Origin of the sequence: Vibrio scophthalmi LMG 19158, from assembly GCF_000222585.1 — a bacterium.
Classification (GTDB): domain Bacteria; phylum Pseudomonadota; class Gammaproteobacteria; order Enterobacterales; family Vibrionaceae; genus Vibrio; species Vibrio scophthalmi.
In genome coordinates this window covers 1-18,970 of the sequence record NZ_AFWE01000218.1, presented here as the reverse complement: position 1 = coordinate 18,970, position 18,970 = coordinate 1, and the positions used below count along the sequence as shown (strand labels likewise).

Sequence of the window (18,970 nt, the reverse complement as noted above, 5' to 3'; positions counted from 1 at the left end):
TGGTAATTATAGACAACCGCTAATAACGGAATGTGAAAATTGTCTAATAACCAACAAACAACATTAAAACAGGCTGTTGATCAAGCGTTGCTCTTCATCAGTAACTTTAAATCGGGCGCTATCATCCAATTTGGTATTGATGACACCACGTAACTCCCGTAACTGGCTTGGCGTGAGTTGATGCAAGCTCGCTTTGAGTAACTCAAGTCTTTTTGAATCATGGTATGAGCGCTGAAGATAGGTCGTTGTTCTGGCGTTGTGGACAGTTGCCATTAGAATCCCCTTGTTTTGAAAGCAAAACTAAGCCGCGCCACATCCTTATGGTAATCGTTTTATTTTGGTCGTCGCATCAGTGCGTGCTTAGAGGCATTTAGAATAGATAACTGAGGGGAAATAATGTCCGAATTGTGTCAGCTAAAGGCGAGAACTCGGTGAAACTGACATTCGTTTTAGGCTACTTCTGCAGCCACTGTGTGTAATCTATAACTCAGAATTACCCACAGTGACGCATTGATAAATAGCGCTGTTATTGCACTAGACCACTTGTTACTGAGTGCTTTGCTCTGTTTCAGACGAGTGGTTAACTCGTACCGAGAATTTGCTCGCCAGTGAGTGCAGTTCTGGCAGCATGCGATAAATCAAATAGAGCTGCTGTAGCACCATTCTTGCCGAACTGTCATCTTCATCGCGCCATTCTGCAAGGCGAGCTTCCAGCGCAGGATCATCAATATTTGACGTCGTACATTCTGCAGATTGATCGTTTAATTGGCAGTAGAGAGATTCAAGGTGATGGTGAATCACACGGTGCGATTGCAAAACAAGCTGATGAGTACAATCATTGTCGATTCGCGTTCGATGAGCGCCTAAGGCCGAAATATAGCTTAGTAGGGCATGATTGAGCGTTAACAGACGGAAACTTTCATCCACGGCTGAGAGATATTTACCCGGTTCCACCAACATCGCACTGATCGCTGACGTTAAATTGGCATCTTGGTTGTGGGCATTACGACGTGCGATACGGTAGGCGAGGCTATCATTTTTACCAATACGATACTGGCCAATAATCTGTGCGAGGTAATCCTTATTGGAGCGAATACCTTCAGCCATCACTTTATGTAAACGCTTCGATTGCCAATCTGGCAAGATGAAGGTGACGGCCGCAACGGCAAGCGCGCAGCCAATCAATGTATCGGCTAATCGCGGTAACACGACAGCATAACCTTCGCCAAGCTGATTAAAACAGAACAACACTAACAGAGTAATAAATCCGGTCGCATAACCATAATTGGCGATACGAAAAGCAAAGAATGCCACACCAGAAATGACGATAAACACCAATTGGCTCTCTTGGGACGGGAATATAGCCAGCAGTGGCGCTCCCACAAGTAACCCCACCAGAGTGCCTAATACTCGCGCCACCAATTTTTGTTTTGTCGCACTGTAGTTAGGTTGGCAGACGAATAGGGTGGTTAGCAAGATCCAGTAGCCACGTTCAATATCAAACAACTGAATAATGCCATAACCGAGGGTTAAGGCGATCGACATCCGAATCGCATGACGAAACAGCATCGAATCTTTGTTGAGATTAGAACGAATGCGCTGCCACATGATCTTTGGCGTGTGTGCATCAGTATCGTCAAGAACCCCTTCTTCTAAACGGCTGACATCTGGGTTGTTAACGTTGCTCAGCTGTCTATCGACCGTGGCTAGGTTATTAAACAGATAACCGAGTTGCGAGAGTAACGAACGCCATTCGGGTTTGTTCTGCTGCTGCAAGTAGGTAAGAGAGGCCTGTAATTCATCGAGTGCCAAGATGGAGTCGGTATATTGAAAGTCCTTACCTAAACGGATTGCCGTCGCGATTTCTCGGCATGCTTTGGCCTGAACTTGCAATAAGTGTTTAAAACGAAAGAGTACGTCAGAACGATCAAAATGCGATGCAAGCTCTTGATAGCGATAATGGCTCGAACTAGCACGTTCGTGAATATCTTGGGCGATAAAATAGATATTGAGAAAACGGTCACTGGCACCATCGATATGGCCACGCTTGGAGCGACTCAGTAATGTGGCCTTACATTGATTTAGCGCGGTAACGGTCAATGCGTTGAGGTTTGCCTCTTTAATTCGATAAGGCTGGGGATGAAGGTCGGCAACAGGGTGAAAGAGTTCACTTTTCGCATCGAGATAATTGCCTAGCTCATAAAAAACTTTGGATAGACTTTGCTGTACCGGTTGGGTTGGCCAAAACGCATGCCAAATCATCGACATCAAATAGTACCAAGCGGCACCACTGAGTAACATTAATGGCTGAAACCAAAGGTTGGTGCTTTCGTGAGCCCCTAACATGGCATAGATAGCGATCAATAACGAACCAAAGGCAATACTGGCATATCGAGGACCAATTGCCCCCAGCATAATAAAACCGAAGGTAGAGACAAACAGACCAATGGCGAACAGTGGTGGATATTTGAAAAGTACTTCAATCGAAACGGAGGCAACAGCGAAGCAAATAAAAGTGATCGTGAGAGATTTGAGACGACCAGTAAAGCTATCCTCACTTTCGGCTAATGCAGCAGCGATCACCCCAAGGATCAACGGGATGACCAACGAGTTAAGTTGGTAATACCAAGTTGGAATGACAACACCTAGCAGGGTGGTCAGTATTAACAGACTGTAATTAAACGTCTTATTAGCCCAATAGAGGCGGAGTTGACTCAAAAAATGCACTGTAATTCCAAATTTTACCGTAACTGAGAGCGAATCATAGCAGAGTCTCTATGGTAAACTTCTGATACAGATAAAGAAATAAGTTTAGTTGTTGATAAATTAAGCGTTGCGATTATTGACAACGAATTTTCAATTCCTTTTTCAAATCGGAACAAGGATACGATATGATAAAAGCAACAGAATCCATAGGCTTATTACAATGCAGCTAACTGCAAACAAGACTGCAAAGTTCTTCATCCAAAACGAATATCATCATGTTAGCCTCGATAACGATTTTATCGTATTGAGCTCAGAAAGCTGTGAAGAGCGCATTCCCTTTAATATCTGGAACGGTCGCGTTGAACTCAAGCGTGGGTTAATCTGGGGCGGGTTGCAGTTCTTCGCACATCCTCAAGATAAACGTCAACAAAGTTGGCTTGTGCAAGGTTTGCCGTGGGAAAAATGCCGCCAATTTGCTCGCTACGCAATCAATCATTATCAGCATTGGCATAACGAGCAATGTCGTCAGTTAGTGGAACATTTACCGCAGTGGGAAGAGCAGGTCAGTGTATTTCATCGTGCGCAAAGCTTTGTCACTCATGCTCAAGTTTCACAATGGCTTGATACGGTAAATCAAGATTTTAGTGCCATGTCGATGTCGCTAGAAGATGCGGCGTTGCGTATTCCCAAGCGGATGAGCAAAATAGCCCCATGGATCACCGATTCCGAGCAACAGCTTGAACAGCGTAACCATGACTGGATGCTCAATGAACTGGACAATTGGAAAGTACTATTCTCGCAAATTGAATCGTCACCTCTCAATCTATCGCAGCAAAAAGCGGTATTGCTAAACGATAACAATAACCTTGTCTTAGCCGGCGCTGGCTCAGGTAAAACCAGTGTGCTTACCGCACGTGTGGCCTACTTGTTGCAAAGCCATTTAGCGCAAGCCTCAGAAATATTAATGCTTGCGTTTGGTCGAGAAGCGGCCCAAGAAATGAGCCAGCGACTAAGCAGTAAGATTGGTTCAGGTTCTGAGCCGGTGAAAGTGAACACATTCCATCAGCTTGGTTTGCAGATCTTGCGCCATGTGGAAGGGGATCAAGTTTCGATTTCTCAAGTAGCGACCAATGACAATTTACGTCAAGCCTGGTGTACTGATTGGTTAAAACGCCATTGGATGACCCCCACTAGCTACAAACGCTGGCAAAAACATCTATCGCAATGGCCAATTGCCTATATTGCCGGTGACGAAGAGTTAGGCAGTCATGTAGAAAACCCGAAATTAATCGCTTGGTTAGATACTCAGTTGAGCCAACTAGCGGCGATGGAATGCAGCAAAAAGCAGATCCAGCAACAGCTGGTTGAACATCGTGAATATACACGGCTTAACAGCGAGTTAGCACTAGTGTGGCCATGTTATCAAGCGTGGCTAGAAATGCTGAAAGAACAAAATGAAATCGATTTTAACAGCATGATAAGCCGTGCAACCAGTTACGTGCAAAAAGGTAAATTTACCTCACCTTGGAAATACATCATGATTGATGAATACCAAGATATTTCGCCGCAGCGATTGGCATTAGTGGAAGCACTGTGTAACCAAAGCAAACACCAAGACTGCGTGCTATTTGCCGTAGGGGATGATTGGCAGTCAATCTACCAGTTTGCGGGTGCAGATGTCGACTTGACCACTGGCTTTGCTGAACGTTTCCCTAACTCTACGTTACACTATCTCGATACGACGTATCGCTTTAATAACCAATTGGGTAACGTTGCCAATGCCTTTATTCAGCAAAACCCTAACCAGTTGGAAAAAGAACTCAAGAGCCACAAAGAGCAAAAAGGCAAAGCAGTTACCTTGTTGCCAATGGCGAATGTTGAGAAGGTACTCGATCAATTAGATCGTAAAGCGAAGACAAAGCAAACGGTATTAATTTTAGGCCGCAATCACTACCACAAGCCAGAGTTGTTTACCGATTGGCAGAAACAGTTTAATCAACTCGATATTGAGTTCATGACCTGTCACGGTAGTAAGGGTAAAGAGGCGGACTACGTAGTGATTGTCAATGTCGATGAAGGCCAGTTTCCTGCGCGAGTGAAAGCGATTCACCTCAATGGTGCGTTAACGCAATCGAACGATGATTTCGCTTATGCAGAAGAGCGACGTCTATTTTATGTGGCATTAACCCGTGCGAAGAAAAAAGTATGGGTGGCGTATAAAGGCAGTGGTTCTACTTTTGTCAAAGAGCTACTTAACGATGATTATCCAGTGAACCAAGCATAGTTTGCATTAAGTCAGTGTTAAACGTTGTATAAAAAACCGAAGCCAATGCTTCGGTTTTTTCTTATCTCAGACTGAAATCAGCACTTGCCGTTAAACATTGATAGCAAGAATTAAATACGCTCGGCAATGTATGCGTCGTAATCTGGAATTTCGATGTCTACTTCTTGCTCGATAAGATCTGAGCTAAAGAGAAATTTAGCGGTGGCACGGTTCGTGGCAACCGGAATGTTCCATACACTCGCGATACGTAGAAGGGCTTTTACATCTGGATCGTGTGGAACGGCATTGAGGGGATCCCAGAAGAAAATCATCACATCAATTTTACCTTCAGAAATCAACGCACCTAACTGTTGGTCGCCGCCCATCGGGCCACTGATCATGCTCTTAATTGCAAGGCCAGTTTCTTTACTTAGCATATGGCCAGTTGTGCCCGTTGCGTAAAGAAAGTGTCGTTGAAGTTTCTCTTTGTTCTCTTTTACCCAACGCAACAGCTCTGGCTTGCAGTTATCGTGAGCGACCAGCGCGACATGTTTATGTGCTGGCATAGTACGCGTTGTTTTTTGCATCTAATATTCCTAATTATTGATATAAAACGTAGGGCGATACTCTGAAGGAGACAGAGACTCGGCGATCACTTTAGGGTTGAGACTATTCGGTGTCAAAGCTTCTATGATAGGAGCTTCAATTTTTTCATATTGCATCCCATTCAGGTAATGAATCGCCTGTTGAATCGAGAGACGTCCTTGCTTAACCATTTTGTCGGTTGGGGCAAATTCGACACGATTTCGTAGCAAACCGCGATACACGCCATGACTAAGGTAAGTGGAGATGAGACCGATTTGTCCAGTTTTTCCTGCAGAACGCAATTCACTGATTGCCGCTTCAATTGCCACAGCGCTACCCACGATGTAGTCGATTTGATCACCTTCAATCGCCTTTTGCACTAGATTGCGTTGTAGCTCTTTATCATTATCAGCCCAATACGTTTCCGTGATGCGGACATCGCTGTCTTTAATAGCGGCTAGTAGACCGTGAATAACGGGTTTCGTTCCACCGCTTGATTTTGGTCCAGGTAACAAGGCGACATTAGTGATGCCACTGCCTAGTGGATGTTTACGCTTGAGGTATTCGCCGGTGTAGTAACCCATCCAGTACCAATCAACGCCTACTTCACCTTTGAGGAGGCTTTCTGTCTCTTTATCGACAATCAGTTTATTCACAGTGGCGAAAATGGGGGTATTACCAACATAGCTTTTCAGATCAGAGAAGTAGATATCAGGTGCTACAGTACCTAGAATAATTGCGTCGGCATTCCAGTTTGTACACAGCGCAAGCTGTTCTTTTTGTTTTTCGTGGTTTGGGTAGCCACCGGCTTCGAGTACTCGTAGTTGAACGTTGTTTTTACGTGCTTCGTCCACCATGCCATAGTTAACAGATAACCAGTAGGAATCTTTGAGGTGAGGGTAAATGGCACAAATTCGTAACGGCTCTTTGGCGACAGAATGAACGCTAAACAATAAGCATGAAAGAAGAAGTGAAATTTTGATAAAGCTATTGGGCACAGAAACAAATGGCATGACGGTTTTCGTTGGATTAAATAGTGTAAACACTGCAGAATATAGCGCATTCTGAGAGAGTTAAGAAGTGATGAATTCCCATGTTACTTGCTAAAGCCAGCATTGGCCGTAAGTTGTTGTTTGCTTTTTTGGCGATGGCACTGTTGGTTCTTATGTCGTCCGTTATCGGCGTTTTTGGTTTTTCGTTTGTGGCGAAAACCGAACGAAATGTAGTTAATTCCGCGATCCCTTCGATGATAGAGGCTCGTCAAGTAGCAGAGCTTAGCTCACGCATTATCTCGTCGGTGCAAAACCTAACCAATGCGCGAACCGAAGCGCAACGTAAACAATCGGGTAAGGAGCTGTTTGATCAATTGGAAGCCTTACTGACTCATATCAAACAATTAGGCTCAGATTCTTTTGATTCTCAGTTACTTAAATCTCTTGAAACGAATGTACAGCAGATCATCAACACGTTGGGCAAGCTCGGCATCGTCGTCGAGAAGAAGCTGTTTCTTGAGCACGATTTAATTGTACGCACGGAAGATATGCGTACTCTTGCCCAAGAATTGGAGCAACTTACTCGCACGCAAGTCGCAAATACCAGCACTATTGCGGTGGCGAACGTCACGCACATTTATGATTTGCTGGCAAAAAAGCAAACAGAGAAAGCCTACCAAGCACTCGATGCTCTAGTCGAAGTTGATTTGGATCTCTCTGAGCGCTTGCATGAACTGCACCTATTAGCGTTCCAAATGCTAAATCAAATCGAAGAAATTCGCACGATTAACGATACTAAGCGATTAAGCAGTATTCGCGAGCAGTTCAATAATAACTTGTCAATCATGAAGCGCCGCGTAACGGCAGTGGAAGATCCGACACGCTCAGTACAAATGTCTGAACTTCTCACCCAACTTGATAAGCGTGGTGTCGTATTTGACGTTGTGTTACAACGTCACGATAACGAACAAGAATCACATCAGTTGATGCTCGATACGCTCAATCAATTCACAGCACTGAATACGACCGTTAATAAGTTGGTGGATGATTCCAACCAAGCGACAACGGAAGCGGTAGACGAGTTAAAAACCACCCTTAATTTTGCCCAATTGACCCTTACTATCATAACCGTGTTAGGGATGATAATCGTGGTACTCATCGTATGGAAAGTGGTTTACGTGTCGGTATTAAAGCGATTAGCGGAGTATTCTTCTGCGTTGCTATCGATTGCTCAAGGTCAATTGAAGGTCGATATTACGGTAAAAGGTAACGATGAATTGGCGCATATGGGACAAGCGATCATCACTGCGCGAAATACCGCACATGCACTGAAAGTGGTGGCGGAGAGTGAACGCACCGCTAAGCGCGAGCTTGAAGAACATAAAGGGCAATTAGAGGAGTTGGTCACTGAGCGTACACATCAGTTACAAGAAGCGAACAAGCGTCTTAACCTTGAAGTGGTTAACCATACATTAGCTCGCCAAGAAGCAGAGCAGGCGAGCCGTGCAAAGTCTGCATTCCTTGCGACCATGAGCCATGAAATTCGTACGCCAATGAATGGTGTGTTAGGTACGGCTCGTCTACTTAAAGATGCCGGGCTAAATGCTCAACAGACTTACTATGTTGACATCATTAACCGCAGTGGCAAAACCTTGCTTGCGATCCTCAACGATGTGCTTGATTACTCGAAAATTGAAGCGGGTCACTTAGAAATTCGCCCGGTTGATTTCAATCTTCACTATATGGTTGAAGATGTTCATCAACTGTTAACCGGCCGAGCGAAAGAGAAACACCTTGAACTGAACACCATCATCGAAAGTGATATCGCGCCATTTTGGTATGGCGATGTTACGCGTATTAGCCAAGTACTGACTAACCTAGTTGGTAACGCCATCAAGTTTACTGATGATGGACATGTTGATATCTACGTTTCATTAGAAGATGAAAATCAGGTGATGTTCGAAGTATCAGATTCGGGTATTGGTATTTCGCCACAAGAAATGGAAACACTGTTTGATGCCTTTACACAAGCGTCGGGTGGGTTAGGTGTTAAAGGTGGTACTGGACTTGGTTTAGCGATCAGTAAGCGTATCGTAGAGGCGATGGGCGGTACGCTAAACGTGGAATCCGAGGTCGGTCAGGGGAGCCGATTCTGGTTTACCGTTCCACTTGAATTGGGGCAAGAAGTCGCGAAGAAGGAGAGTCAGAATCAATGCGTTCTGAGTGCCAAGGTGTTGTTGGTGGAAGATAATCCAGTTAACTGCCTGGTTGCAGAAGGATTCCTGACAAATTTAGGCCACCAAGTCGTGATTGCCGAAACCGGTGAAGAGGCTAAGCTATTGTTTGCCGAAGACAAGTTCGATATTGCCTTGTTGGATATTAACCTACCTGATTGTGATGGCCGCGATCTGTTGGAACAGCTTCGTCAAATGGAGCAAGATGCCCAAATACCAGCGGCAGATCTAACGCCTTTTGTTGCCGTATCAGCGCATGTGTATAACGAAGAAGTTGAGAGTTATCTTGCGGCAGGTTTTGATGGTTACTTACCGAAGCCGCTAGATAAAGAAGCGTTATGTGAACTTATTCAGAATCATCTGGAAGGAAAGACTTTGTTACTCGATCAGGCTAATTTGCCTCAACCTTGCACCAACCACCTAAGCGTCATTAATGAAGCGGTGATCCTTGATGATCTCAACGTGCTTGGTAAAGAAAAAATGCAGCACATTGTGGAATTGTTCCTCAATGGCAGTGATGAGATATTAGCCTTACTGACTGATGCAGAACAGGCGAATGACAACGTTCAAGTGAAGCAGTTGGCGCATAAATTGAAAGGTTCAGCGGGAAGTTTAGGCTTAATGGCTCTCCACCAAGTGTGTGCCGATATTGAGAGTGCCAGCAACCCGAGGCAGACCTACCAAATTTCGAAAACTAAACTGGTCGACGTTTTACAAGAGTCCAAGTTGGCATTATTAGCGATAGTCGCCTAAATATAGTCAGCAAAATAGTGATAACTTTTAGTTGTTCAATAACGGATTAGTAAAGAGTAACAAGATTAGATCATCCAAATGGCCGATAGGGCAATTAACGATTGTGCGGTGTAGTAAGTGAACATTACGACATGGCGAGAAAAATCGGAACTTGCTCTAAATCGGTCAATGGCTAAAACCAAATCCGACATAATAAAAATGATCGCTCCAATACCCGCTAACACACCGATGTGTTCTGGAGAGGTTTGCCACGCTTGAATCGCATTCCAAGCCATAAACAAAATAGCAGCTATATAACAGCCTACATGCCAGCGAACCTTTTTCATATTTGGCGCCAACAAGAGAAAGATCACCACGCCAATAAACGCTAATAAGATAGGCAACAACAGATTCGTGTAACTCGGAATAATGAGCGAGAAAGCGAATCCGTAGCAGATCTGTACCGTTAAAAAACACCACAAACCAGCGCGAAAATGATCCTTTGGCGACATCAGAAGTGCATCGCCTAATACCGACAAAGATAGCCCTAAAGCAATGAGATTATTGTAGTCGTTGTTGTGACTTGGACTGCCAACCACCAGCAACGCAAGTAATACCGCAGGGAGAGGCTTGCTAAGGTAGAATAGCCAACGCGGCCCATGGCTAATCGTGTAAATATGCACTAAGCAAAGTGAAACAATAGCAAACCACATATTTTTCCTTTAGATATAAACCATCTGTATTGATCCCCGTAACCTTAGCGGTTGTTACTCAAAATTTCTATATGATGTTGAAAATTATTAAGCTTTTACCCGTCGTCTAATGGAAAAGTTTGGATTTATTGAATGTGGTAGTCATAAAGAGCAATTTGAATGTGAAAGTGGTCAATTTTGTCTGCTAGCCACTATTCTTATCAGACCTATATGTACAGAGGTCAAGGGTATGATTAATCCTGTTTGTTGGTTTGAAATCTATGTAGATGACGTTGAACGAGCGAAAGCATTTTATCAAGATGTCTTTAACGCTGTTCTTGAACGCATTGAAACACCGGATGGATCAAATATTGAAATGTGGGCTTTTGGTTCGGATATGGAATCTTATGGTGCGACGGGCACAATTGTTAGAATGCCGGGTATGGCGGCTGGAGGGAATAGCGTCATCGTTTATTTTTCTTGCGAGGATTGTTTAAACGAAGAACAGAAAGTTGTCGCAGCTGGAGGTAAGGTCATTCAGCCCAAAATGTCGATCGGCGAGCATGGGCGGATCTCATTAGTAAGCGATACGGAAGGCAATATTATCGGATTACATTCTAGCCAATAATCTTTCTTCGTTGATTTGAAACGCGATCGACAAGGGCGTTAATAACGAGATTTAGGCTTAGCACTTGTCATGCTAAGCCTAGAACTAAAAGCGGAAAGTTAAGCAATCGCGTTTTCTAGGATGACGCGGCTTTGCGTCAAATCAATTGCTTGTGTTTCACCTAACGCAACCATGCCATGCTTTTCAAGTTGCTCAAGAACTAAATTGATTGCTGCTGCTTTATCGCCGTTATGTTCGGTTAGTTTAGTCGGTACATTAAGGCTGTGATAGAAGCCTTCAATCGCGTCGATAGTGCGCTCAGCAAGCTGCTCACCGGAGTCTAAACGGAACACCTCACGGCCCATCTGTTCAAGTTTGCCGCGTTTAAGTTCAATCTGATTACGCAATAGAGAGGGTTGTACGATCGCTAAAGATCGCGCGTGATCAACATGCCAAAGGGCCGTTAATTCATGGCCAATCATATGAGTCGCCCAATCGTGTGGTACGCCGGAACCAATCAAGCCATTGAGCGCTTGGTTTGCCGTCCACATTAGGTTTTCTCGCCATTGGTCATTATCACGTTGGTCATATTGGCTAGCGAGCGTTAAAAGATTACGCAATAACACTTCAGCATAGCCATCTTGTACCATATGGCCGTGATTGTAGGTCAGATACTGCTCGCAAGTATGAACCCATGCGTCGACTAAGCCATTGATAAGTTGACGCTCAGGCAAGGATTTCATTACATCCGGATCCATAACCGCGAATTGTGGTTGAACAAAAGGGGAAAGAAATGCCAGTTTATCTTGCGTTGCTGCTTTTGTGATAACCGCTCCAGAATTCGATTCAGACCCCGTTGCCGGCAGGGTAAGAACTGCACCCAGAAGTGTTGCTGAACTTACTTGATGTTGGCCTGTTAAAATATCCCAGCCGTCGCCATCGTAATGAGATGCCGCAGCGATGTACTTACAGCCATCAATAACCGAACCACCACCGACGGCAAGGATCATCTCAATCGCCTGCTCTTTGACAATCGCCACCGCTTTATCGAGCGTTTCTTTGGTTGGATTCGCTTCAACACCCGAAAACTCACACCATTGATGATTCTCCAGTGCAGCTGCAACTTGCTGATACACACCGTTAGCTTTAATTGAACCACCGCCATAAACCACAAGTACTTTAGTTGTAGTAGGAATAGAACTCGCGATAGCGGCAATTTGTCCTTGGCCGAAGAATATTTTTGTCGGATTTAGATAAGTGAATTGCATAGACATGGCACACCTCGTAGGGATTGGTTTGTAGAACCAATATTATTGATTTATTTATTACTTAATGGGGACTGTCAAACTCGATTGCAACTCAATGATCGTTGAATCTCGTTAATGAGCGAATAGCGCTTTAATCAGTTGTTGTTTGATAATGTTGTGTCGTACCTCTTTCACGTAGCAAAAATACGTAAAGCCATATTAATTGAGCACATTGTTGATTATACGAACAAAAACGGGGAAAGAATCATTTACAAATTTGCTGTTTTTTACTGGCAGTGTTTAAGCGATACTCAATTCCCCTATAGGAGATCTAGTCAATCTTCTCAAACACCCTCAGTCAAGAGGGTGTTTTTTTTTACCGTCAATACCTTACTCCCGTCGTTTAGCTCGTCGACAGTTAGATGGCATGACCGTTTTTCACCAGCTCGTGCTCATACTGATTGCTATCAAGATTATTGCCCTCAAAACGGTAGCTTTCTGGGACAACCACGACGCCGTTGGGGGAAATAGTAAAGCGTCGTGCATCATCAATACGATTTAAGCCAATTTGTGTTCTTGGTGGGATCTTGACGTGTTTATCGATAATACAATTTACTAGTTGGCAACCTTCGCCAACTTCGACATCGTCAAATAAAATACTGTCAACAACGGTCGCGCCATCCAAGATACGTACGTTGGGTGAAACAATCGAGTTTTGCACGGAACCGCCAGAATTAATGACGCCATTTGAGATCATCGAGTTAATGAAAATGCCTTCATTTCCAGTAGCAGAAGAAACGGTGCGAGCTGGTGGATATTGCCTTTCATAAGTTCGAATTGGCCAATCGTACTGATAGAGATTCATGGGTGGAATCGGCTCCAACAAATCCATATTGGCTTGGAAAAAAGAGTCAATCGTGCCCACATCACGCCAATAACAATCCATCGCCACACGGCCCAAAGGATTACAAAACTGATAGGCATAGACTTGTTGGCTTTCAATCAGCTTAGGAATGATGTCGTTACCAAAATCATGGCTAGAATCGATTTTTTTGGCATCTAATTCAAGTTGTTCGCGTAACACATCGGCATTGAAGACGTAAATACCCATCGAAACATCGGCAATATTGGGGTCATAGGGGTTAGTAGGGGGAGCACTCGGTTTTTCAATAAACTCGGTAATAACCGAGTCGGCTCTGGTTCTCACTACACCAAATTGATGAGCTTCTTCCTTGTTGACGCCCATACAAGCGATGGTCAGTTTTGCGCCATTCTTTTTATGTTCGGCAATCAACGCAGCATAGTCCATACGATAGATATGATCACCCGAGAGGACCACCACATACTTGGCATCACTGCGCTCTAAAAGCCATAGATTGTGGTAAATCGCATCTGCCGTGCCTTCATACCATTTACCGCCGCCACGCATTTGTGGGGGAACAACAGAAATAAATTCCCCCAATTCTGGATTAAGTAATGACCAGCCATCACGAAGATGTTTCTGCAACGAATGCGATTTGTATTGTGTGAGCACCAGTACTCGTCGTAGCCCTGAATGAAGGCAATTGCTTAATGTAAAATCGATAATCCGGTATTTTCCGCCAAAGGGAACGGCGGGTTTCGCCCGATCATCGGTTAACGGACTTAAGCGTGAACCGACACCTCCAGCGAGGATGATGGTTAATGTGTCTTGCATGGTGACTCTCCGGTTTCTGACGTTGCCTGCAAACAAATAAGTTGCTTACCTTATTGAGGTTAGTACAAGAAATAGGCCATGATGCAAAGTATTGGTTTTTCTGAATATTTACTGTTTGAGTTGGCGAACTACGTCTCATTAGGGTGCAACGTTGTGTTGCTTTGCACTCCATTGGGGATTGGAAAAATAACCAGATAAAGGAAGTCGCGTTGAGTCGCGAGTATATAAAAACGCCTTATAAAAATAAGGCGCTTACATAAGGGGGGGATTCAGGAGTGAAGCATGAAAACGACTAAGCGGTCACGGCCACTTTCTTATCACGACTCTTGAGGAATGCATAAGTAAAGCCCGTTACTGCCGTACCTGCTGCAATTGCGACTAAGTACATCAACACCGGTGAAACTGCATTTGGGATCAACAGGACAAACAAGCCGCCATGTGGTGCCATCAGTTTTGCTCCGAACAACATTGAAAGTGCCCCCGTTAACGCGCCGCCCGCCATACATGATGGGATAACGCGAATAGGATCTTTTGCAGCAAATGGGATCGCACCTTCAGAAATAAAACACAGACCAAGAACGAATGATGCTTTACCCGCTTCGCGTTCACTTTGCTCAAATTTACTTTTTGCAAGGAACGTCGCGAGCCCCATACCGAGAGCTGGAACCATACCGGCTGCCATAATTGCTGCCATTGGCGCGTAAGTTTGTGAGGCCAATAAGCCAACACCAAAAGCGTAAGCCGCTTTGTTCACCGGACCACCAAGGTCAAAACACATCATGGCGCCAAGGACAATACCAAGCATTACCGCACTGTCTGAGCCCATATTGTTAAGGAAATCCGTCAGCGCAGTCATAATGCCAGCAACAGGGCCACCGACAATATAGATCATGACTAAACCGGTAAATAAGGTCGCAACAAATGGAATAATCAGGATTGGCTTAAGCGCCTGCATCGATTGAGGTAACTGCAGTTTGTCGGCAATAAATTTAGCCGCGTAACCGGCGATGAAACCTGCGGCAATACCGCCTAGGAAGCCAGCACCAGTTGAACTGGCTAACATACCACCAACCAAACCTGGCGCAAGGCCCGGACGATCTGCAATAGAGAAAGCAATAAAGCCCGCTAAGACAGGGATCATCAGCGCAAATGCAGAGCCACCACCGATGGTCATTAGTGCGGCAGCCAGTGTGCCTTCTTTTTCAAATGCATTAATACCAAAGACAAAGGATAGGGCGATGATTAGGCCGCCCGCCACAACGACTGGAAGCATATGAGATACGCCAGTCATTAGGTGCTTATAGACACCTTTCTTTTCGTCTGTTGCTGAATTTGTTGCGCCAGCGCTCGCAGTGAAAGGGGTCGCGTTAGCAAAAGCGGTTGTGATTTCTTGCTCGGTTTTCTTGAGAGCAAGTCCCGTACTGGTTTTATATAATTTCTTGCCATTAAAGCGCTCTAGAGGGACTTCAATGTCAGCGGCAATAATCACCAAATCCGCATCAGCGATCTCTTGAGCACTCAATTGGTTTTTCGCGCCCACAGAGCCACGGGTTTCCACTTTGATCTGGTGGCCCATCACCTGCGCTTGTTTCTCTAACGCTTCCGCCGCCATAAAGGTATGTGCTACGCCTGTTGGACATGCGGTAATGGCAACAATGCGTTTTTGCTGCTGAGAATCAGTACAAACCGGCTTAAATTGGGAAGCAGATTCAAGTAAGACTGCCTGAGTGTCGGCGTCTTTCAAAACCTGTTGTGCGTTGTGAATGACTTCTTCAACATCAACACGGTACACTTTTTTACCCACAAAACGTCGGTCATCAACTTCACGGTTCGCAGCGATAATCACAATATCACTTGCGGCGATGGTTGCTTCGCCAATCTCAGTGTAAGGGATCACATTCGATTGGCATTCTATATTGGCTGTCCAGTTTAGTGCTTGAGCCGCTTTTTCCAAAAGCCCCGCAGCAATAATGCTGTTAGCAACGCCGCTTGGACAAGCGGTAATAATAGTTAGATTCATAACATCGACCTTTTGTTATTTGAATTCAGACGAAATTGGATTGATTTCTACTTGTTGTTGTAATGCGATAACTTCTGCAACCTCGGCGACACCAACACCCACTTGTGAAACCGCAAGGGCAGAGAGTGCTGTGGCGAAGGTGAGTAATTGATGTTTTTCCATTTTTTGCATGTGTCCCCAGCATAGTCCGGCGACAAGGGTATCCCCGGCGCCCACCGTGCTAACGACCGTCATTTTTGGTGGTTTTGCCGCTAGCCATTGGTCTTGGTTTAGCCACATAACGCCTTTTGCTCCAAGTGAAACGACGATATTGTCGATCCCTTTCGTACTGAGTTGTTCAGCGATAGCGATCACGTCTTTTTCGCTTGCAACGGGTTGTTGGGCAAAATCAGCCAGCTCTTCGTCATTGGGTTTAATTAGCCACGGTGCAGCTTCGATACCAGCTTCAAGCGCAGCGCGGCTCGAATCAAACAGGACCTTTTTGCCTTTATTTTTGAGTTTACGCACCCAGTTGGCACACATTTCTGGTGTCACGCCGTTGGGTAAGCTACCCGCAAGCACGAAGAAGTCATGGTCGCAGCAAAGCTCATCGAGGGTTTGTTCAAACAGGTCAATCGCGTGCTGGTTAACCGTTACGCCGGGAAAATTGATGTCGCTAACGGCGCCATTGCTTTCGACTAGCTTGACGTTGATCCTTGTTGACCCCTCTACGCGAATGAATCGATCCGTGGCGCCCATCTCTTCAAATAACTGACAAAATAGCTCTTGATTATCTTGGCCAAGAAACCCTGTCACGGTGACGTCTGCACCTAAGTCGCTCAACACTCGTGCGACATTGACACCTTTACCTGCCGCATGAAAATCACTTCGTTCAACTAGGCTGACACCACCTTGGACTAAGGCCTGCAAACTACCCGTTAGATCCAATGCTGGATTTAGGGTAATGGTCACGACTTTATTGATTTTGTTTGTAGCTTTGATATTCATCGGGTTATGCCTCACCTAGACCAGATTCGATCGCTTGTCCAATTGCTGCCAACGCTTGTTTTGCATCGTCGCCCTGAGCAACAAATTCCAACTGGTGGCCGTGTTTAACACCAAGCGCGATAACCTTCATTAAGCTTTTTGCGTTAACAAACGCGCTGTCGGAATCAATGTTACGCACAGTAATAGTGGCATCGAATTTTTTAGCACTTGCAACTAACATCGCGCCCGGGCGGGCGTGCAACCCATGAGCGTTGCGGATGTGGAAAACCGCACTATTGCCATCAGCGGTTTGAGCTTCGTTGGCACTAATATCGACCAATGGATTAAATAGTGTGATCAGCTCTTCAGCGGTCTTATCGTTTAAACTTCCAATGGTGTGGTTAGCAATCAACGTCTGAATGACATTAAGCTGAGCTTGATGCGCGCCATTACAAGCGGAAAAAGTGATCAGTGATGTGACGTTTTTGCCTTCGTAGTGGCACTGATTGGCAGTTGAAACAAATGCCATACCGGTTTGATTAACACCTTTGTTCGAACCTAGTAGCCAAACGCCATCACCAAGGTGGGTTGGGGCTTTTGCGACCACATCAGCGACAAATTCGTTGTTAACGCTGCCACTGTTTTTAAGTAAGCCAGCTGAAACTGCCGCCATCTGAATCATATCGCTGGCCGGAAAACCAAGCTGGATGTGGCTGGCATCAAAGTCGATATTAAATTGTGTTTCACCGTTTAGCAGCGCAATGATTTGTTCCGCGTTGTTGGCAGTTTTCAGCGCGGTTTCAACGTTGTCATCAGCTAAAACATTGGTTAGCTGCTTTAAGATACCTAAGTGTTCATCACTTTTTGCCGCGATGCCGATGGCAAGGTAAACCAGGTTGCCGTCACCCCAATCAATGCCTTGAGGAAAATGGGAGATAGTGACACCAGTCTGTTTAACTAAGTCACGAGTGTCGACAGTACCGTGTGGGATAGCAATACCGTTGCCGAGATAGGTCGAATTTTGCGCTTCACGCGCCGCCATACCTTGGTGATAACCTTGCTCTACTAAGCCTTTTTCGACCAGTTGCTGAGCGAGAGAATGAATGGCAGCGTGCTTGTCCGCAAACTCCTGATTGAGTGATACGTCTTGTGTGGAAAGCTTTAGCATGGAGGCCTCGTAGGGTGTTATTCGTTGTACTTACAATATCGCTGAATCGGTTCAGCAACTAGGTAAAAAAATTCAGCAAACCGCTAGGTAATAATCATGATATTTGAGATATACACGACAAATTGGTTGTTTGCTGAATCCTTTCAGCTTTAATGCTGAATCCATTCAGCGTATAATGCAAACATTGTTGAGATCATTGTTTATAAACTTTGATCTAATCCACAGAACGTAGATTAGAATATGACACTGGATGAAATAGCGAAATTGGCCGGCGTATCGAAAACGACAGCCAGTTATGTGATCAATGGTAAGGCTAAGACTTACCGAATCAGCGAGAAGACACAGCAAAAAGTGATGGCGGTAGTCGAACAACATAATTATCGACCTGATGTTGCAGCAAGCTCACTTCGAGTTGGAAGCAGTCGCTCGTTTGGTTTGGTGATCCCAGATCTAGAAAACACCAGTTATGCAAAATTAGCGAAATTACTTGAACAGAATTCGCGCAAAGCGGGTTACCAAATACTGATAGCGTGCTCTGATGATGACCCACAAACAGAAAAGAGCGTGGTGGATGCTTTAGTCAGTCGCAAAGTCGATGCGTTATTTGTTGCGAGTTGTATTACTGATGCGAGCGAGTTCTACCTGACACTACAGAGCAAGGGGACACCGGTTGTTGCCATTGACCGTCCACTGGATGATGAGCATTTTTGTTGTGTGATCAGTGAAGACTTTGGTGCGGCACATGAGTTAGCTATGTCAATACTTAGTGACGGCGTCACTAAAATTGGAGTGATTGGTGCGTTGCCAGAACTCAATATTTCCCGTGAACGTGAACTCGGCATTCGTTCTGTCACCAAAGAACAAGGCATAGAATTACAGTTAGGTTATGGCGAGCATTTTAATCGTGAACAGGCACAAGTAATATTTCAGCAGTGGGTAAATGAGGGGAATGTGCCCCAAGCGCTTATTACAACGTCTTATACCTTGCTGGAAGGCGTTTTGGATGTATTACTTGTTCACCCTGAACTGATTGGTCAGATTAAACTTGCGACGTTTGGTGAT

The 18,970-nt window shown here is 44.9% G+C and carries 14 protein-coding genes; 4 read left to right on the top strand and 10 right to left on the bottom strand.

The features are described 5' to 3' along the window. Nucleotides 1-63: 63 nt before the first annotated feature. Entirely contained in the window at nucleotides 64-273 is a 210-nt protein-coding gene (locus tag RH88_RS19800; protein WP_005599390.1) for a hypothetical protein, read from the bottom strand. Between the two features lie 273 nt (nucleotides 274-546). After that, nucleotides 547-2,727: a YccS family putative transporter gene (gene yccS, locus RH88_RS19795; protein ID WP_005599389.1), complete on the bottom strand. Its 2,181-nt coding sequence runs from the start codon at nucleotides 2,725-2,727 to the stop codon at nucleotides 547-549. Nucleotides 2,728-2,926: 199 nt separating this feature from the next. On the opposite strand from yccS, the gene helD reads away from it, so the two are divergent. Continuing rightward, nucleotides 2,927-4,990, top strand: coding sequence for a DNA helicase IV (gene helD, locus RH88_RS19790; RefSeq protein WP_005599388.1), 2,064 nt, complete (start codon nucleotides 2,927-2,929; stop codon nucleotides 4,988-4,990). Between the two features lie 110 nt (nucleotides 4,991-5,100). Here helD and RH88_RS19785 read toward each other — a convergent pair whose 3' ends face one another. Next, on the bottom strand, nucleotides 5,101-5,556 hold the full coding sequence (locus tag RH88_RS19785; protein WP_005599385.1) for a methylglyoxal synthase: 456 nt from the start codon (nucleotides 5,554-5,556) through the stop codon (nucleotides 5,101-5,103). 9 nt (nucleotides 5,557-5,565) lie between these two features. Next, complete coding sequence (gene torT, locus RH88_RS19780; protein WP_005599384.1) at nucleotides 5,566-6,567, bottom strand: TMAO reductase system periplasmic protein TorT; 1,002 nt, start codon at nucleotides 6,565-6,567, stop codon at nucleotides 5,566-5,568. Nucleotides 6,568-6,647: 80 nt separating this feature from the next. Here torT and torS point away from each other — a divergent pair, with 80 nt between their 5' ends. Next, nucleotides 6,648-9,533 carry a TMAO reductase system sensor histidine kinase/response regulator TorS gene (torS, locus tag RH88_RS19775; RefSeq protein WP_005599383.1) on the top strand — a complete coding sequence of 962 codons (2,886 nt, stop codon included), beginning with the start codon at nucleotides 6,648-6,650 and terminating at the stop codon, nucleotides 9,531-9,533. Between the two features lie 65 nt (nucleotides 9,534-9,598). Here torS and RH88_RS19770 read toward each other — a convergent pair whose 3' ends face one another. After that, a complete protein-coding gene (locus RH88_RS19770) occupies nucleotides 9,599-10,225 on the bottom strand; it encodes a lysoplasmalogenase (protein ID WP_005599382.1) in 627 nt (208 codons plus the stop codon). Between the two features lie 229 nt (nucleotides 10,226-10,454). Here RH88_RS19770 and RH88_RS19765 point away from each other — a divergent pair, with 229 nt between their 5' ends. Further along, the gene (locus RH88_RS19765; protein WP_040758045.1) at nucleotides 10,455-10,832 is read left to right on the top strand and encodes a VOC family protein; all 378 of its coding nucleotides are present in this window, start codon (nucleotides 10,455-10,457) and stop codon (nucleotides 10,830-10,832) included. A 98-nt stretch (nucleotides 10,833-10,930) separates the two neighbouring features. On the opposite strand, the gene RH88_RS19760 is transcribed toward RH88_RS19765, so the two are convergent. The 5 genes from RH88_RS19760 to fruB all read right to left on the bottom strand — a co-directional run bounded on the left by RH88_RS19760 (nucleotide 10,931) and on the right by fruB (nucleotide 17,908). Then, nucleotides 10,931-12,079: an iron-containing alcohol dehydrogenase gene (locus RH88_RS19760; RefSeq protein WP_005599380.1), complete on the bottom strand. Its 1,149-nt coding sequence runs from the start codon at nucleotides 12,077-12,079 to the stop codon at nucleotides 10,931-10,933. A gap of 397 nt (nucleotides 12,080-12,476) precedes the next feature. Then, the gene (gene glgC / locus RH88_RS19755) at nucleotides 12,477-13,790 is read right to left on the bottom strand and encodes a glucose-1-phosphate adenylyltransferase (RefSeq protein WP_277422387.1); all 1,314 of its coding nucleotides are present in this window, start codon (nucleotides 13,788-13,790) and stop codon (nucleotides 12,477-12,479) included. A gap of 256 nt (nucleotides 13,791-14,046) precedes the next feature. Continuing rightward, nucleotides 14,047-15,774, bottom strand: coding sequence for a PTS fructose transporter subunit IIBC (gene fruA / locus RH88_RS19750; protein WP_005599377.1), 1,728 nt, complete (start codon nucleotides 15,772-15,774; stop codon nucleotides 14,047-14,049). Nucleotides 15,775-15,789: 15 nt separating this feature from the next. Next, a complete protein-coding gene (gene pfkB / locus RH88_RS19745; RefSeq protein WP_005599376.1) occupies nucleotides 15,790-16,761 on the bottom strand; it encodes a 1-phosphofructokinase in 972 nt (323 codons plus the stop codon). 4 nt (nucleotides 16,762-16,765) lie between these two features. Beyond that, complete coding sequence (gene fruB, locus RH88_RS19740) at nucleotides 16,766-17,908, bottom strand: fused PTS fructose transporter subunit IIA/HPr protein (RefSeq protein WP_005599375.1); 1,143 nt, start codon at nucleotides 17,906-17,908, stop codon at nucleotides 16,766-16,768. A gap of 240 nt (nucleotides 17,909-18,148) precedes the next feature. On the opposite strand from fruB, the gene cra reads away from it, so the two are divergent. Continuing rightward, the coding region (gene cra, locus RH88_RS19735) for a catabolite repressor/activator (protein ID WP_005599370.1) at nucleotides 18,149-18,970 on the top strand (822 nt) is incomplete at its 3' end.

Excerpts from the sequence above, each read along its gene's own strand:
- RH88_RS19800 (WP_005599390.1), bottom strand. The coding sequence starts at position 273 with ATGGCAACTGTCCACAACGCCAGAACAACGACCTATCTTCAGCGCTCA.
- helD (WP_005599388.1), top strand. The coding sequence starts at position 2,927 with ATGCAGCTAACTGCAAACAAGACTGCAAAGTTCTTCATCCAAAACGAA.
- RH88_RS19785 (WP_005599385.1), bottom strand. The coding sequence starts at position 5,556 with ATGCAAAAAACAACGCGTACTATGCCAGCACATAAACATGTCGCGCTG.
- torT (WP_005599384.1), bottom strand. The coding sequence starts at position 6,567 with ATGCCATTTGTTTCTGTGCCCAATAGCTTTATCAAAATTTCACTTCTT.
- torS (WP_005599383.1), top strand. The coding sequence starts at position 6,648 with ATGTTACTTGCTAAAGCCAGCATTGGCCGTAAGTTGTTGTTTGCTTTT.
- RH88_RS19770 (WP_005599382.1), bottom strand. The coding sequence starts at position 10,225 with ATGTGGTTTGCTATTGTTTCACTTTGCTTAGTGCATATTTACACGATT.
- RH88_RS19765 (WP_040758045.1), top strand. The coding sequence starts at position 10,455 with ATGATTAATCCTGTTTGTTGGTTTGAAATCTATGTAGATGACGTTGAA.
- RH88_RS19760 (WP_005599380.1), bottom strand. The coding sequence starts at position 12,079 with ATGCAATTCACTTATCTAAATCCGACAAAAATATTCTTCGGCCAAGGA.
- fruA (WP_005599377.1), bottom strand. The coding sequence starts at position 15,774 with ATGAATCTAACTATTATTACCGCTTGTCCAAGCGGCGTTGCTAACAGC.
- pfkB (WP_005599376.1), bottom strand. The coding sequence starts at position 16,761 with ATGAATATCAAAGCTACAAACAAAATCAATAAAGTCGTGACCATTACC.
- fruB (WP_005599375.1), bottom strand. The coding sequence starts at position 17,908 with ATGCTAAAGCTTTCCACACAAGACGTATCACTCAATCAGGAGTTTGCG.